The organism is Limnohabitans sp. INBF002 (assembly GCF_027924905.1).
GTDB lineage: Bacteria > Pseudomonadota > Gammaproteobacteria > Burkholderiales > Burkholderiaceae_C > Limnohabitans.
Genome location: NZ_AP027055.1, coordinates 2,095,074 through 2,110,783 on the forward strand (window position 1 = coordinate 2,095,074; position 15,710 = coordinate 2,110,783).

Annotated in this window: 13 protein-coding genes; 3 read left to right on the forward strand and 10 right to left on the reverse strand. The window is 57.1% G+C overall.

All coding sequences use genetic code 11. The features are described 5' to 3' along the window. Positions 1-38 precede the first annotated feature (38 nt). On the forward strand, positions 39-959 hold the full coding sequence (locus tag QMG15_RS10500) for a DMT family transporter (RefSeq protein ID WP_281788566.1): 921 nt from the start codon (positions 39-41) through the stop codon (positions 957-959). A 1-nt stretch (position 960) separates the two neighbouring features. Here the strand turns inward: QMG15_RS10500 and QMG15_RS10505 are convergent, their stop codons facing one another. Then, positions 961-1,755: an SDR family oxidoreductase gene (locus tag QMG15_RS10505; protein WP_281788567.1), complete on the reverse strand. Its 795-nt coding sequence runs from the start codon at positions 1,753-1,755 to the stop codon at positions 961-963. Beyond that, positions 1,755-2,663, reverse strand: coding sequence for a DMT family transporter (locus QMG15_RS10510; protein ID WP_281788568.1), 909 nt, complete (start codon positions 2,661-2,663; stop codon positions 1,755-1,757). Before QMG15_RS10510 ends, QMG15_RS10505 begins: the two co-directional genes overlap by 1 nt. Before the next feature lie 82 nt (positions 2,664-2,745). Here QMG15_RS10510 and QMG15_RS10515 point away from each other — a divergent pair, with 82 nt between their 5' ends. Then, on the forward strand, positions 2,746-4,515 hold the full coding sequence (locus tag QMG15_RS10515; protein ID WP_281788569.1) for a cation:proton antiporter: 1,770 nt from the start codon (positions 2,746-2,748) through the stop codon (positions 4,513-4,515). A 7-nt stretch (positions 4,516-4,522) separates the two neighbouring features. On the opposite strand, the gene QMG15_RS10520 is transcribed toward QMG15_RS10515, so the two are convergent. From QMG15_RS10520 to QMG15_RS10535, 4 genes are all read right to left on the reverse strand, one after another. Further along, positions 4,523-4,936 carry a hypothetical protein gene (locus tag QMG15_RS10520; RefSeq protein WP_281788570.1) on the reverse strand — a complete coding sequence of 138 codons (414 nt, stop codon included), beginning with the start codon at positions 4,934-4,936 and terminating at the stop codon, positions 4,523-4,525. 3 nt (positions 4,937-4,939) lie between these two features. After that, the gene (locus QMG15_RS10525; RefSeq protein ID WP_281788571.1) at positions 4,940-5,533 is read right to left on the reverse strand and encodes an EndoU domain-containing protein; all 594 of its coding nucleotides are present in this window, start codon (positions 5,531-5,533) and stop codon (positions 4,940-4,942) included. Then, positions 5,526-7,310 carry a gamma-glutamyltransferase family protein gene (locus QMG15_RS10530; RefSeq protein ID WP_281790123.1) on the reverse strand — a complete coding sequence of 595 codons (1,785 nt, stop codon included), beginning with the start codon at positions 7,308-7,310 and terminating at the stop codon, positions 5,526-5,528. The genes QMG15_RS10525 and QMG15_RS10530 overlap by 8 nt, the downstream gene beginning before the upstream one ends. Before the next feature lie 81 nt (positions 7,311-7,391). Then, complete coding sequence (locus tag QMG15_RS10535; RefSeq protein ID WP_281788572.1) at positions 7,392-9,014, reverse strand: gamma-glutamyltransferase family protein; 1,623 nt, start codon at positions 9,012-9,014, stop codon at positions 7,392-7,394. A 189-nt stretch (positions 9,015-9,203) separates the two neighbouring features. On the opposite strand from QMG15_RS10535, the gene QMG15_RS10540 reads away from it, so the two are divergent. Beyond that, the gene (locus QMG15_RS10540) at positions 9,204-11,393 is read left to right on the forward strand and encodes a hypothetical protein (RefSeq protein WP_281788573.1); all 2,190 of its coding nucleotides are present in this window, start codon (positions 9,204-9,206) and stop codon (positions 11,391-11,393) included. A 23-nt stretch (positions 11,394-11,416) separates the two neighbouring features. Here QMG15_RS10540 and QMG15_RS10545 read toward each other — a convergent pair whose 3' ends face one another. The 4 genes from QMG15_RS10545 to QMG15_RS10560 all read right to left on the reverse strand — a co-directional run bounded on the left by QMG15_RS10545 (position 11,417) and on the right by QMG15_RS10560 (position 15,700). Beyond that, positions 11,417-12,691 (reverse strand): DUF3422 domain-containing protein, encoded by a 1,275-nt coding sequence (locus tag QMG15_RS10545; protein WP_281788574.1) that lies wholly within the window; start codon positions 12,689-12,691, stop codon positions 11,417-11,419. 115 nt (positions 12,692-12,806) lie between these two features. Next, complete coding sequence (locus QMG15_RS10550; protein WP_108358151.1) at positions 12,807-14,318, reverse strand: tripartite tricarboxylate transporter permease; 1,512 nt, start codon at positions 14,316-14,318, stop codon at positions 12,807-12,809. Positions 14,319-14,335: 17 nt separating this feature from the next. Beyond that, the gene (locus QMG15_RS10555; RefSeq protein WP_108358152.1) at positions 14,336-14,821 is read right to left on the reverse strand and encodes a tripartite tricarboxylate transporter TctB family protein; all 486 of its coding nucleotides are present in this window, start codon (positions 14,819-14,821) and stop codon (positions 14,336-14,338) included. Between the two features lie 117 nt (positions 14,822-14,938). After that, positions 14,939-15,700 (reverse strand): spermidine synthase, encoded by a 762-nt coding sequence (locus QMG15_RS10560; protein WP_281788575.1) that lies wholly within the window; start codon positions 15,698-15,700, stop codon positions 14,939-14,941. Positions 15,701-15,710 lie beyond the last annotated feature (10 nt).

Below are 15,710 nucleotides of genomic sequence, written 5' to 3' on the forward strand. Positions count from 1 at the left end.
CCTGGGTTATTCAAGCCCTCAGGTAAAGTCTCGCCCTTATGTCTGCTGTTCCTCACACCCTGACGCCGCGCAATGCGGCGCTTTTATTGATACCGCCCCTGCTGTGGGCGGGCAACGCCGTGGTGGGACGCATGATTGCGGACCTGATCCCACCACTCACTCTGAACTTCATTCGCTGGGCCTTGGCCTTTGTGCTGCTGCTGCCACTGGCGCACCGCATGTTGCGCCGCACCAGCCCCTTGTGGGCGCACTGGAAGCACTATGCCGTGCTGGGTCTGTTGGGCGTGGGCTGCTACAACAGCTTGCTCTATTTGGCGCTACAAACCTCCACGCCCATCAACGTGACCTTGGTGGGGTCGAGCATGCCCGTGTTCATGCTGCTGGTGGGGGCACTGTTCTTCAAACAGACCGTGCGCAAGCGCCAAATGGCGGGCGCGTTGCTGTCTATCTTGGGCGTGTTGGTGGTGCTGTGCCGTGGCGACTGGCAAGCGCTGGCCAATGTGCATCTGGTCGTGGGCGATGTGTTTGTGTTGATTGCCACCGCGTGTTGGTCTTGGTACAGCTGGCTGCTGGCCCGCACACAAGAGCCCACGGAGGCGCGCAGCAACTGGGCCAATTTTCTGATGTCGCAGATGGTGTTTGGTCTATTTTGGTCAGCCGCATTCAGCGGAGCCGAGTGGTCGGGCTTCACAGGCTTGAGTGATAGACACATCAGCTTGGGCTGGCCCTTGGTGGCCGCGCTGGTGTATGTGGCGGTAGGCCCGTCGCTCTTGGCTTACCGCTGCTGGGGGTTGGGCGTTCAGCGGGTGGGGCCGAACATTGCTGGCTTTTTTGTCAACCTCATTCCCGTGTTCACCGCCACCTTGTCAGCCTTGGTGCTGGGCGAAATGCCGCAGGTGTATCACGCTGCGGCGTTTGCGCTCATCATTGGCGGCATTGTGGTGTCGTCACGCAAGTAACTTAGAAAGTACCTGCGTAAGCCCCGCCATCGGTCAAGATGTTTTGACCCGTCATGTAGCCCGCTTGCGCTGAGCACAAAAACGCGCAGGTGTCGCCAAACTCTTGCGGGTTACCAAAGCGTTGCGCAGGAATGGTTTTTTTGCGCGCTTCGGCAATCGCCTCGATGGGCTGGCCAGTTTTGTCTGCCGCGCCTTTCATCGTGCCTTTTAGTCGATCGGTGTCGTACGCACCGGGCAGCAAGTTGTTGATGGTCACATTGTTGGCTGCCAGTTTTTGCGTGCGTGCCACGCCCGCCACAAAACCCGTCAATCCTGAACGTGCGCCATTGGACAAGCCCAAGATGTCGATGGGCGCTTTCACGGCGCTAGAGGTGATGTTGATGATGCGGCCAAAGCCGCGCTCGGCCATGCCATCCACGGTGGCTTTGATGAGTTCAATCGGCGTGAGCATGTTGGCGTCAACAGCCTTGATCCAATCGTCGCGTTCCCAGTTGCGAAAGTCGCCGGGTGGCGGACCGCCGGCATTGGTCACCACGATGTCAAAGTTCTTGCCGGGGCCACCGGCCACCGACCAAATGGCTTCGCGACCTTGCGCGGTGGTGATGTCCACCGCCACCGCGAGGATGGTGGTGCCCAGCTTGCGCAGCTCGGCGGCCGCAGCGTCTAGCGCCTCAGCACCACGCGCCACGATGACCACGTTGACGCCTTCGCGTGCGAGTGACTGCGCACAGCCAAAACCCAAGCCCTTGCTTGCGCCACCCACCAATGCCCATTTACCTTTGAGACCTAAATCCATCACTTCGCTCCGTACTTAGAAACAATAAACACGCCACTCAACACCAGCAGGGTACCCACCCCAATCCACATGTTCAACGGCTCATTCAAGACCCACACGCCCATCGCGATGGTGGCCATGGGGCCAATCATGCCCGTTTGTGCGGTCAAAGCAGCACCGATGCGCTCAATGGCCATCATCACCATGAGGACAGGTGCCACCGTGCACGCCAAGGCATTGAGCAAGGCCAGCCACAACACGTCTACGGGAACATGGGCCGCCGACAGTGGGCGTAGCAACACAAACTGTGCAATGCAGCACACGCACGCCACACTGGTGGCCCACCCCACCAATCGCAAAGAGCCAATGCGGTTCACCATCTGGCCGCTGAAAATCAAATACAAGGCGTAGGTCACAGCGCTCGCAAAAATCAATCCGCTGCCCAAGGCCACGTCGGCACCTGACAGCGTGAGCTCATGCGCGAACACCAGCAACACCCCGCTGTAGCTCACCCCCATCGCCAACATGCGAATCGGTTGAATGGGTTTCTTGTAGAGCGCCCAACCCAGCACCACCACCAGCGTGGGGTTGAGGTACAGAATCAGCCGCTCTAAGCTGGCCGTGATGTATTGCAAGCCTAAAAAGTCGAGGTAGCTTGACAGGTAGTAGCCCACAAAACCAAGCCCCATGATGTTCAACACATCACGGCGTGTCAGCGGGTTCGCACGCGCGATGGCTTGACGCTCAGCCCACAAGCCCATGGCAATGAAAAACGGCAGCGCAAACAACATGCGGTACATGATGACGGTGACGGCATCCACGCCATACACATAAGACAGCTTGACGATGATGGCCTTGCCGCTGAACGCAATGGCACCCGCAGCCGCTAAAAGAAGCCCCGACAAAGCAGGACGTTGGACAGAATTCATTCGTGAAAATAACCAGTAAGTCTTGAGTTTATGTGAGCCTTAGGCGCGGGCGTGTCACAAACGCTCGGTACCATTGGGGGGTATGTCATCCCTCGAACTCACCCTGCTGTATTTGTGCGCTGCCGTGGTCAGCGTGGTGGCGTGTCGACTGCTGCAACTGCCCGCCATGTTGGGCTATTTGTTTGCAGGCGTGGTGATTGGTCCCAACGCGCTGGCCTTGGCCAAAGACTCCGCAGCGATTGAACACCTGGCCGAATTTGGCGTGGTGTTTTTGATGTTCGTCATCGGCCTTGAATTCAATTTACCCAAACTCATGCGCATGCGCAAGCTGGTGTTTGGGTTGGGCTTGGGGCAAGTGCTGTTCACGCTTGTGGGCGCATTGCTGTTCAACCTCGCCGTCGGCTTTGCGCTCAAAGAGCTGGGCTACCTCTGGCGCTTGAGCTGGCAAGCGGCTTTGGCTTTGGGCAGTGCCTTGGCCATGTCGAGCACGGCCATCGTGGTCAAGCTCATGGCGGACCGTGTGGAGCTGGAGTCACCCCACGGCCAACGCGTGATGGGCGTGTTGCTGTTCCAAGATTTGGCCGTGGTGCCGCTGCTGGTGCTCATCCCCGCGTTGGCGGATATGGGCGAGCACAACATTTGGAAAGTGCTGGCCATCGCCATGCTCAAGGCAACCGCGCTGGTGGGCTTGTTGCTGTGGGGCGGTCAGCGCGTGATGCGCAGTTGGCTGCATTTGGTGGCACGTCGCAAGAGCGATGAACTGTTCATGCTCAACCTGTTGTTCATGACCTTGGGCTTGGCCTGGCTCACCGAACTCGCAGGTTTGTCGTTGGCCATGGGTGCTTTCTTGGCCGGCATGTTGATTGCCGAAACCAATTTCAAACACAAGGTGGAAGAAGACATTCGCCCCTTCCACGATGTGCTGCTAGGTTTGTTCTTTATCACCATCGGCATGAAGCTGGATTGGGAAGTGTTGATCGACAGCTGGGGCTGGGTGCTGCTGCTGTCGTTCATTCCTGTGTTCTTCAAAGCGGGCTTGGTGTTTGTCTTGGCGCGCATCACCGGCGCGCCTGCCGGTGTGAGCCTGCGCACCAGTTTGTACCTCGCACAAGCGGGTGAATTCGGTTTTGTGCTGTTGTCACTGGGCTTGCAAAACTCGCTCATCCCTGCGGCTTGGATGAGCCCCATCTTGGCGTCCATGGTGTTATCAATGATTGCCACGCCCTTCTTGGTGATGAATGCAGACCGCATCGTCAACCGATTCATCAGCACCGATTGGTTGCTGCAATCGCTGGCCCTCACCGGCATGGCCCAGCGCACCCTCAAAATTGAAAACCACGTCATCGTGTGCGGCTACGGGCGCAGCGGCCACAACTTGGTCGATTTGCTCAAGCTTGAAAACATTCCGTATGTCGCCCTCGACTCCGACCCCGACCGAGTACAAATGGGCCGCGACCATGACCACCATGTCGAGCTGGGCGATGCCACTCGTTTCTCGAGTCTCATGTCGGCGGGTTTGGTGCGCGCCGCCGCCGTGGCCGTGACCTACCCCGACTTGCCCTCTGCACTGAAGGTGTTGGCGTGGGTCAAAGAGCACGCGCCCAACGTGCCCGTGATTGTGCGCACCCACGACGACGAACACTTAGAAGACCTGCGCGCCGCAGGTGCTGCCGAAGTGGTGCCCGAAGTGATTGAAGGCAGCTTGATGCTCGCCAGCCAAACTTTGGCACACATCGGCATTCCCCTCAAACGTGTGATTCGTTTGGTGCAAGGCCAGCGTATGACGCGCTACGCGTTGATGCGCGACACAAACAAATACAAAGAAGGCTTGGACGACACCGCCACGCTGTGAGCGTCAGTCAAGGCGAAGCGGCTTGCCCTAAGAAGTCTCGCCACAACCCAAGCAGCGCGTTCACATCGGCCAGCTTGAAACGCCCCTCAGACGGGTTCCACCAAGCGGTGTCTTCTGGCCCCACATTGCTTTGGTTGAACTGCACACCGCTTGCAGAAAAGTCCACGCCAAACGCATCGCCATCTGCAAACCATGGCGTTCGCTGGCCTGCCTCAATTTGTGCGATGGCATCCAACACCTCTTGGCAACGTTCGACGGTGTTCACGTCGCTGGTCAGCCAGCTGCACACAAAACGATTCAGCGGATGCTGTGGGTCTGCTGCGCCATCGTCATCCACCCATTCGCACGCGGGATAACGCACAGGCTGCGCCCCGCTGCCGGGGATAGGCGCTTGTGTTTGGATGAAACAACGAAGTGACATGAATCAGCGGCGTTTGCTGTACACGGGATACGCGGTGACGCGCGGCTCTAAGTAGCCTTCCACGCGCACACCGCTGGGCGTGAGTGCGCTCCACTTGTCACCGCGAATGGTTTTGGTCGGGCTGAACCAGGCGGCGTTCACCTCGCTCACCACTTGCGCTGCCGTCCAGTCTTTGGGAAACATGGTGTTGGGCATGGGGTTGCCATTGCGGTCGGTTTTGGTGAGCCACTGGCCTGGGTGATTGGGGTCCATCATTTGCACTTGCGCGCGGTACACGCCGGTGGCATCTGGTGCGGATGCTGTGCCTTCCATCACACGCACATCGCCGTTGAGCAAGGTGTGTCCGCCTGTAGGCTCGCCGGTGTGGCGCTTGTAGTCGGCACCGATGATGTGTTTGAAATCAATGGGTGAATTGCTGGCGGGCAGCGCAGCTTCGGCGGTGCGTGTGGCTTGAGGTGCAGACTCTTGCACCACCGCCACCGACTTGGCTTTTTCATGCGACGTCGTGTTCGATGAACTGTGCGGCGCTTTGTACGAAAAGAACGCCGACAGCGCGACGATCACCAAAGCCAATCCAACACGAATCAATTTATTCACCCATCACCTCGCCTTCACGTCGTGGATCAGCGCCGCTCACCCACACGAATTTTTCATTTCTATTTTGTTTGACCACGGCTTGCAAGCCGCTCGTCAATGCAAGTTCGCGCACCTCGTGGCCGCGCTCGCGCAAGGCCGCAAGGGTAGCAGGCGCAAAGCGCCCGCCTTCCAACACGAGTGGGCCGCCCACGCTGCCAAAGTTGGGAAGTGCGATGGCTTGCTGCGGGCTCAAGCCCCAGTTCAACACACCCACCAAAGTTTTGGCGGTGAAGTGAATGATCATCGCGCCGCCGGGGCTGCCCACGCTCATCACCAACTGGCCCGTGGCCTTGTCAAACACCAAGGTGGGTGACATCGACGAACGTGGGCGCTTGTTGGGCTGCACGCGGTTGACCACGAGGCGACCCTGTGCATCGCGCGGGGCAAAACTGAAATCGGTCAACTCGTTGTTGAGCAAAAAACCTTTGACCATTTGGCGCGAACCAAATGCGTCTTCAATGGTGGTGGTCATAGCCAGTGCATTGCCCTGCCCGTCCACGATGCTGATGTGCGAGGTGCCGTACTCCGGCTGTTCAGCCATGGGCGCAAAGCTGCTGCGCTGCGCATGCACAGGCACACCGGGCAAGGCCTGCGGCATGGCCGTGGGGCGAATAAGTTTGGCACGCTCACGCAAATACGCAGGGGCCAACAAGCTTTGCCATTCGCCGCTGGGTGCCGGTGCAAAGTCAGGATCGGCCACATACAAGGCACGGTCGGCAAAGGCCAAACGCGAAGCCTCGGTGTACAGATGCAACCACCGTGGGTCGGGTGTGCCATCCACCACCTCTGTCGGTGACGACATCAATGACGCGGGCGTGTGCTGCAACATGCCCAGTATTTGGCCGATGGCAATCGCGCCTGAGCTGGGCGGTGGAAAGCCACACACGCGATACACACGGCTCGCGGCGCCATGGTCAAAACACACAGGCGTGCGCTCTTTGGCTTGGTAGTTGGCCAAGTCGCTCAATGCCAAACGTCCTGGATTGCTGGGGTGTTGCTGCACTTTGCGCACCACGGCCTCGGCCACCTCGCCGCTGTAAAACGCTTGCACGCCCTCGTTGGCGATGCGTTGCAACACAGCGGCTAACTCTGGGTTGCGCAACACATGGCCGATCGCGTGCGGCTCGCCATTGGCTTGGTAAAAGTAAGCGCGTGCTGATGCGTCTAAACGCAAATACGCATCTGCCTTGAGCTGCGCGTGCAAACGAGGGCTGATGGCAAAGCCTTGGGTTGCCAATGCAATGGCAGGCTCAAACAACTTGGTCCATGGCAGTTTGCCGTGTTGCGCATGCGCTTGCGCCAACATGCGCAACACGCCGGGTGTGCCCACCGAACGACCGCCCACCACAGCATCGTGGAAGACAAGCGGCTTGCCATCGGCATGGAGCAACATGTCTTCAGTGGCAGCTGCAGGTGCTGTTTCGCGGCCATCGAACGCTTGCACCTTTGCGCGCCCCCCTTGGGTGGCCGTGCTGTGTAACAAAAAAGCACCGCCGCCAATGCCACTCGACTGAGGCTCTACCAAACCCAGCACCATTTGCACGGCGATCGCTGCATCCACAGCCGAGCCGCCCGCCTTCAACATCTCAAAACCTGCTTGTGTGGCCAAGGGGTTGGCCGCAGCCACCGCAAATGTTTGCGTCACCACATCGGCTTTGCGTGTGAAGCCTGTGGCGATTTCGGGTTGCAGCGGTGCACCGCTGACCGTGGTGGGCGATGTCAATCCACCAGGCGGCACAGCGCATGCTGCCAACAAGGCCAACACCACCGCCAGCACACCGACGCGTTTCAAACGCACGTTGTTTTGCGCATCCACGCTTTAAAAGCCTGCGGCTAAACCATCGCGCCGCGCATCGCTAGCGACCACATAGCCTTCGACCTTGGGATTACCTGCACGCCAGATGAATTGACCCGCGCCAAAGTCTTGGTAGCTGTCGTTGATGACCCCCACTTGGTGGCCACGCGCCTGCAAGCCCTGGGCCGTGTCGTGGTTGAGCGACGCCTCGACGTTGATCTCCAAGCCCGCGTTGTAACGCCAACGCGGGGCATCGCAGGCAGCTTGCGGGTTTTGTTGGTAATCCAGCATGCGCACCAGTGTTTGCATGTGGCCTTGCGGCTGCATGTTGGCGCCCATCACGCCGTAGCTCATCACGGGCTGACCGTCTTTGCTGAGGAAGGCTGGGATGATGGTGTGGAAGGGGCGCTTGCCAGGTGCTACCAAATTGGCGGGGTTCAAACCCTGCGCGTTCAAGCTGAAACCGTGGCCACGGTTTTGCAAGCTGATGCCAAAGTTGGGTTCGACACAGCCCGAGCCAAAGCCCATGTAATTGCTTTGGATGAAGCTGACCATCATGCCGTTTTCATCCGCCGTGCTGAGATAAATTGTGCCGCCCTTCACTGGGTTGCCTGCACCAAAGTCTTGGGCACGGTTCATATCGATCAATCGAGCGCGGCTCTTGAGATAAGACGGGTCCAGCATTTGCGCTGGCGTGACTTCCATCGCGCTGGGCTCAGCGACGTAGCGGTACACATCGGCAAATGCCAACTTCATGGCTTCGATTTGCAAATGTTGTGAATCCACGCCATCGACCTGCAAGCTGGCGATGTCAAAGTTCTCCAGAATGCCCAAAGCGATAAGTGCCGCGATGCCTTGCCCGTTGGGTGGAATTTCGTGCAGCGTATAGCCACGGTAGTTTTGCGCAATCGGTGTGACCCATTCGGCTTTGTAGTTGGCAAAGTCGCGGGCAGTGATGCTGCCACCGTGTTTGGTAGAGAACTGTTCAATCGCGTGCGCAATCTCACCACCATAAAACGCTTGGCCTTTGCTTTTTGCAATGGCACGCAAGCCCTTGGCTGCGGCAGGGAACGTGAACAATTCCCCCACATTGGGTGCGCGACCCCATGGCAAAAAGTTTTGGGCAAAACCGGGCTGGTTTTGTAACTCTGGTGTGGCAGCGGCCCACTTTTGTTGCACCACCACGGGCAACAAATAACCGCGCTCCGCAATTTCAATGGCGGGCTGCAACAAGTTTTCAAACGGCAACTTGCCAAACCGCTCACTCATCGCCACCCACGAGGCCACCGCACCGGGTACGGTGACCGAATCTATGCCGCGCTTGGGCGGCGTCTTGGCGTCGTCACCGTATTTGCGTTTGAAGTACTCGGGCGTCCAGGTTTGCGGTGCGTGGCCCGAGGCGTTCAGCCCATGGAGTTCTTTGCCATCCCACAAGATGCAAAACGCGTCTGAGCCCAAGCCACAACTCACGGGCTCCGTCAGTGTGATAGCCGCTGCAGCCGCAATGGCTGCGTCCACGGCATTGCCGCCTTGCCACAGCATGCGCAAGCCCGCTTGCGCTGCAAGCGGGTGCGAGGTGGACACCACATTGCGTGCAAAAACAGGTAAGCGCGTCGAGGTGTAGGGGTTGCTGTAGTTGAACTGCATACGGTTTTAAAAGGCTCGGAATGATGAATTGATTGAACCATAAAGAATTCAAAACTGAGTCATTATTTGGGGTTCATAAATACAATAAATTAACACTATAGAATTAACTTAATTTAGATGATTTGACGATTTACGTGTCAAACCGTTTTTCTTGTTACTCACCCAATTAAGCCTAAAAGCAGCATCACCATGTCAAACGTTTACACCTTCAAAGTTATCAAGCACGGTCAAGTGATTCTGCGTAAACAGATCAGCAATGGCACACGCAAAGGTATGGCAGCAACGGTGCTGCAAGCCGAGCCAGATGTGACGTATACCTTTCAGTCACAAGACGGCGCAAGTCCCATCAAAAAAATCATCACCAAAAAAGTCGGTAAAGATTTGCATGTGGCCGCTGAAGATGGCGACATCAATGCACCTGAAATCATCATCGAGAACTATGCAGCGTTTGAACAAAACACAGCCTTTGCCACCACCCTGAGATCGGGTGGCTTGAGCTTCTTTGATGCGCAAAGCAACGGCCTCTTTACATCCAGTTTATTTGGCGCAGAGACTGGCATCACCAGCTTGGTGGCAAGCGGCGCGGAGACCACAAGTTTTCTGTCGCCTTGGGTTTTGGCGGGTGCGGGGGCTGCTGCATTGATCGCCGCCAAGTCATCTTCAAAATCAGACACAGCCGCTGCGCCTGATACCAATGCAACCGCCTTGGCCAAAATCACCAGCTATGGGACAACGGGGACCACCGCTACACCCACAGTCAACGACTACACCGAAGCCGGCTTCAAAGACGTCACGAGCGGCAACCTCAGCGCCATCAACAACGCCATCGCCAGCGTCAAAGCCGACAGCAACGCCAAAGTGTCGGAGGTGGTCACCGCCTATCTCAAAATATTGGCAGAAGCCAATGGCACCAACACCGATGCCACACCCACTGCTGACCCATTGCTCAGCGACTACGCAGCACTTGGTGTGCAGCCGCTCAACACCCTGACGGATGCACAAAAACCCAACTACCTCAGTTTGCTCAACGACATTGTGAAAAATCGGTTGGTGGCGGACATCATCACAGTCGCCAAACTGAGCGCGTTGTCGGCGATGGCCGAAAAAATCATCCTCATCGCGGCAGGCAACACTGGAACGACCGCCACCACACTCACCGCAGCAGATTTTCAAACCATGGGACTCACCGTCACCATCCCCAACAGCATGTTGATGAACGCGATGGAGGCCAGTGCCAACGATGGCTCAAGCATCAACAGCTTGGCCGCGATCAAAGCCATCGACGCCAGTTACTCGAAAATCTTGGCGCAAGCAGATGGCATCAAAGCCAACACATCGACCGCAGCCAAATTGACCGTTGCCGACCTGACGAGCTTGGGCCTGTTGAGTCACTACGATGCCACGGGCACTACCAACACGGGAGGTGCCATCAACGGCAAAGCCATCGGGACAGGTGCACAAAATGCATCAGCACTGAATCTGTTGAACGATGTAATGGATGGAAAAACTAGCACCCTAGTGGACACAACAGCAGAAATCAACCAACTCAGCATCTTGGTTGACAAAGTCATGGACATTGCCAGTGGTGCAACGGCGGCATCTGCACTGACGGCTACAGACTTAAGCAGCCTGGGTCTAACTGGGGTGACTGCCAACAATCTGCAGAAAATTGCAAACCAAATTTCTTCAACCCACAGTGCCGACGGTTCAGCCGTTGACAGTTTGGCGGAACTCCAAACCATGGTCGCGAAAGCGGTGATCCAAACCTATGCAGAAGACCAATCGGTCACGTCGCCAGCACCCACGCTTCAAGACTACAAAGACTCAGGCCTGACCTTGGCGACCAGCCCCAGCGTCACGTGGACGGAGAACTTGAAAACCGGCGTCAACTCGGTCTTAGCAACCAAGCACACCTACGCACTCGTGCCTGATATCGCGCTCAGCTTTCAAGCCGTCTTGGACGAAGCCAGCAATGGTGCATCGAATACCCATGCCGACCCGACGGCTGCGCAGTACACCATGTTGCTCACCACCTCACATGTTTTGCAAGGCGGCACGCTCGGTGCCACAACACTGGCCAGTGACAACGCCTTGTCACTCATGAATGACGTGGTAGCGCACAAGAGCCAACTCGGCGTGGACACCGTCAGCGAGCTAGAAGCTTATGCCACCGCCATTGATCACATCATGAACACCGCAGCGGCAATCAGCACCACCAACCCCGTCACACTCGCGGAACTCAGCACCCTGGGATTGACCAACACGGCCAGTGCCAACCAAGCCACGTTCAACACCAACCTGCGCGCAACGCTTGACTCAGGCGCCGACGTGCACACCTGGGCGCAACTTCAAGCGCTGATCAACAGCAGCATTTCATAACGGACGCGTCGCGCAGCACAAACTCAAACTTTGAACACCTTGTTGTGCAAGCGACGCATAGACCACCACACCACCAACCCGACAAACGGCAAAGCACACGCGGCGGTGATGTCTGACGAAAAAGGCCAACCCAGCTTCTCAGCCCCTTTGGCCAGATAACTCACCAAGCCGGTGAAGTAATAGGTGATCGCTGCGACAGACAAGCCTTCGACCGTCGATTGCAACTTCAGCTGCAAGTCTTGGCGCTGATTCATCGTCGTGAGCAACTGTTGGCTGCTTTGTTGCTGCTCAAAGTCCACACGGGTACGCAACAAATTACTCATGCGTGAGACACGCTCAGACAAAGCGTTCTGACGACGTGATGCCCAATCGCAGGTGCTGCGTGCGGGTGATAAACGACGCTCCATGAATTCCGCAATGGTTTGCATGCCAGGCATGCGCGATTCGGCAATGTCACGGATGCGGCGATCCACCAACTCAAAGTAAGCCCGTGTGGCCGAGAAGCGTGAGTGAGTAGCCGCGTACTGTCCTTCGACCTCGCCTGCCAAACGGGTGAGCCGATCCAGCAAGCCCGCTTCATCGGCACGCTCGGCATGGCGAATGGCATTGGCCAGTTCAGCCAATTCACGCTCAGCGTCGGCCAACACGTGCGAGGCCTCGCGCGCTGCAGGCACCCCCAGCAAGGCGGCCATTCGGTAGGTTTCAATCTCCAACAGTTGCTGCACCAAGCGGCCTTGGCGACGTGGCGTGAGCGAGCCCGTCAACAACACGATGCGCGAAAAGCCATCGGGGTGCAGTTGAAAGTCGGTGTACACCTCACCATGACCTTCGGCCACGGTAGAGGCCACCAAGGTGTCATCGTGCAGGACCTTAGGCATGTCTTGATGAATATTCATCGTCGAAGACGACAGCAACCACAGATGCAAACGCGCCAAGCATTCTCCAGGCAGCTGGGCCAACCATTTTTGTGGCACAGCTTGAATCGCCGTCATGGGATCCACATGCGCAAACACATCTGCCCCAACAGGACGCATGAAGGTCCACGAGACAAACTCGGTGTGCAGCTCCCAGCGCATGCGAAACGAGCCCAAGTCCACGCGCACATGGTTGGTATGGGCATCGGGCGCGGGCAAATGGTGGTCGTGCAGCAGTTGAGCCAAGTGGTCACGGCTGGCTTGGGCGCTGGCACGGTCCACCCACATGACCACACGCGAAATCACCTGTGGCGCTTGCATGGGTTCTGGCGGTCGCGCATGCACTTCGTTATGCAGGGCCAGGCGTTGGGGGTGATCCATCATTGCTGTCTTTCCAAGAAAACTCGTTTCAGCCTTCAATATAAGCGAAGCCGAATCAAGACCTAATGAAAAACGGCACCCGAAGGTGCCGTTTGAAGGTGAAACAGTTTTAACTGAATTAATCTTCCACGAAGGCTTCTTCGCGTTTGGACTTGATGGACGGCAACAGCACGATCACCAAGAGCAACGCAGCAGCAGCCAACAAACCCGCAGACAAAGGACGTGTACCGAACACGGTCCAGTCACCACGCGACAGCAACAAGGCGCGACGCAGGTTCTCTTCCATCATCGGGCCCAAGATGAAACCCAGCAACAAAGGCGCAGGTTCCACACCGAGCTTCACAAAGGTGTAGCCCACCAAACCGAAGGCGGCGACCATCCAGATGTCGAAGGTGTTGTTGTTGGTCGAGTACACACCGATCGCGCAGAACAGCACGATGGCGGGGAACAAGAATCGGTAAGGCACAGACAACAACTTGATCCACATGCCAATCAAAGGCAAGTTCAAGATCACGAGCATCAAGTTACCAATCCACATGGAGGCAATCAGACCCCAGAACAACTCGGGGTTGCTGGTCATCACCTGTGGGCCGGGCTGGATGTTGTGAATGGTCATCGCACCCACCATCAAAGCCATCACGGCGTTGGGTGGAATACCCAAGGTGAGCAAGGGAATGAAGGAGGTTTGTGCACCGGCGTTGTTGGCCGACTCAGGCGCAGCCACACCGCGGATGTTGCCTTGACCGAATGGCACTTCGCCTGGACGCAGCTTGGTTTTCTTCTCGATGGTGTATGCAGCAAACGCAGCCAACAAAGCACCGCCACCAGGCAACACGCCGAGCAACGAACCCAACGCTGTACCGCGAATGACCGCAGGCAACATGTTCTTGAAGTCTTCCTTGGTGGGGAACAAACCTTCCACCTTGGCCGTGAACACTTCGCGTTCGTCTTCGGGTTGCGACAAGTTCGAAATGATCTCGCCGTAACCGAACACGCCCATCGCCACCACCACAAAGCCCACACCGTCGGTGAGTTCAGGGATGTCAAAGCTGAAACGTGCCACACCAGAGTTGACGTCGGTACCGATCAAGCCCATCAAGAGGCCCAACACGATCATGGCGATCGCCTTGAGCAAAGAGCCCGAAGCCAACACCACCGCGCCAACCAAGCCCAAGATCATGAGCGAGAAGTATTCGGCAGGGCCGAACTTAAAAGCGAGTTCGGTCAAAGGAGGCGCGAAGGCCGCCAAGATCAAGGTACCCACAGAACCGGCGAAGAACGAACCCAAACCAGCAGCCGCCAAAGCGGGGCCTGCTCGGCCTTTGCGGGCCATTTGGTAACCGTCAATGGTGGTCACCACCGACGACGATTCACCCGGCAAGTTCACCAAAATCGCGGTGGTGGAGCCACCGTATTGGGCGCCGTAATAAATACCGGCCAACATGATCAGCGCCGACACAGGGGGCAGCGCGTAAGTGGCAGGCAACAACATGGCGATGGTGGCCACAGGGCCAATGCCTGGCAACACGCCAATCAGCGTGCCCAAGATACAACCGACCAAGGCGTACATGAGGTTGATGGGCGTGAACGCCACACCAAAACCCAATGAGAGGTTTGCAATCAAATCCATTTTTTATTTCTCCCGGCTCAACCAGTGATGAAGGTGGGCCACACAGGCATCTGCAATTTCAGCAGCACGATGAAAGCCAAGTAGCTACCAGCAGACAAGATGGTGGCCAAGATGAGGACGTCTTTCAACACAAACGTCTCGCCGGCTTTGCTTGCAATGATGACCAAGGCGTAGATCGCAGCGATCAAGCCCATGGCTGGAACGCCCAAGCTGGGCAAGCCAGCCAACAAGATACCGAACACCACGTTGGCACCCAAGATGAACACAATGGGGCGCCAAGCAAACTTACCAATCGGCTCGCCGTCTTCGGTGTGCTCGACCAATGAGTAAAACATGATGAAGGCACCCAACACGGCCAAGAAAATACCCAACAGCATGGGGAAGTAGCCAGGGCCCATGCGCGCGCCTGTGCCAATCGTGTAGTTGGTTGCACCCCACGCGAAGCCACCACCGACCAATGTGAACATCAGGCCGGAGAAAAAGTCTTTTTGACTTTTGATCATTTCATCTCCTCTATTCAAAAGCAAATATGCAGTGAATTATGGAGTTGCACCTAGGGGTCACCCGATGTGGGTTCCACCTACTTTTTCGAGGTCAAAAATCAGGGGTAAACCCTTATCTCACAAGGCTTGCAGCGGTTTGAACACGCGCAACCATTTGGTCGCAGGCAGGGGCCAGCGCGCTTGAATGGCCTCGGCACGCGCCATCAATTCGGCACGCTTGGGATGACTGGGCGTGCGTTGCGCCAGCACCACCGTGTTGCCCTCGCGCGTGGGCTTGAAAGCCCACAGCGCATCTTCGCCAAAAGCCTTGGCCATCTTCTCCACACTTTGGGCAAAGCTGGAGCTGCGGCCAAACAGATTGACGGTCATGCAGCCTTCGTCGGTCAACAAGCTGCGGCAGTCGGCATAAAACTCGGCGCTGTCCAGCACAGGCGAAGCAGCCTCGTGGTCGTACAAATCCACTTGCAGCGCGTCGATCTGGCCACGCCAGTGGTCGTGTTTGGCCACTTCGGCTGCGTCGCCCAACACCACTTGCAGCTTGGCGCTGTCGGCGGGCAGCTTGAACCACAGGCGGCAGGCAGCCACCACTTGGGGGTTCAGTTCAATCGCGGTGGTTTTCATGCGCAGATGCTTGAATGAAAACTTGGTGAGCGACGCCGCCCCCAAACCCAACTGCATGGCGTGCAGCTTGCCCACTTGGTCGATGTCCACAAACAAGAGCCACGCCATCATGCGTTGCACGTATTCCAAGTCGATGTCAAAGGGCTTGTCGATGTTCATCGAGCCTTGCACCCACGGTGTGCCGAGGTGCAGGTAGCGGGTGTCGCCGTAGTCAGAGAAATTGACTTCAGGAAGTTCGATTTTTTTCTTGGTTGCCATTGCGTTGTTT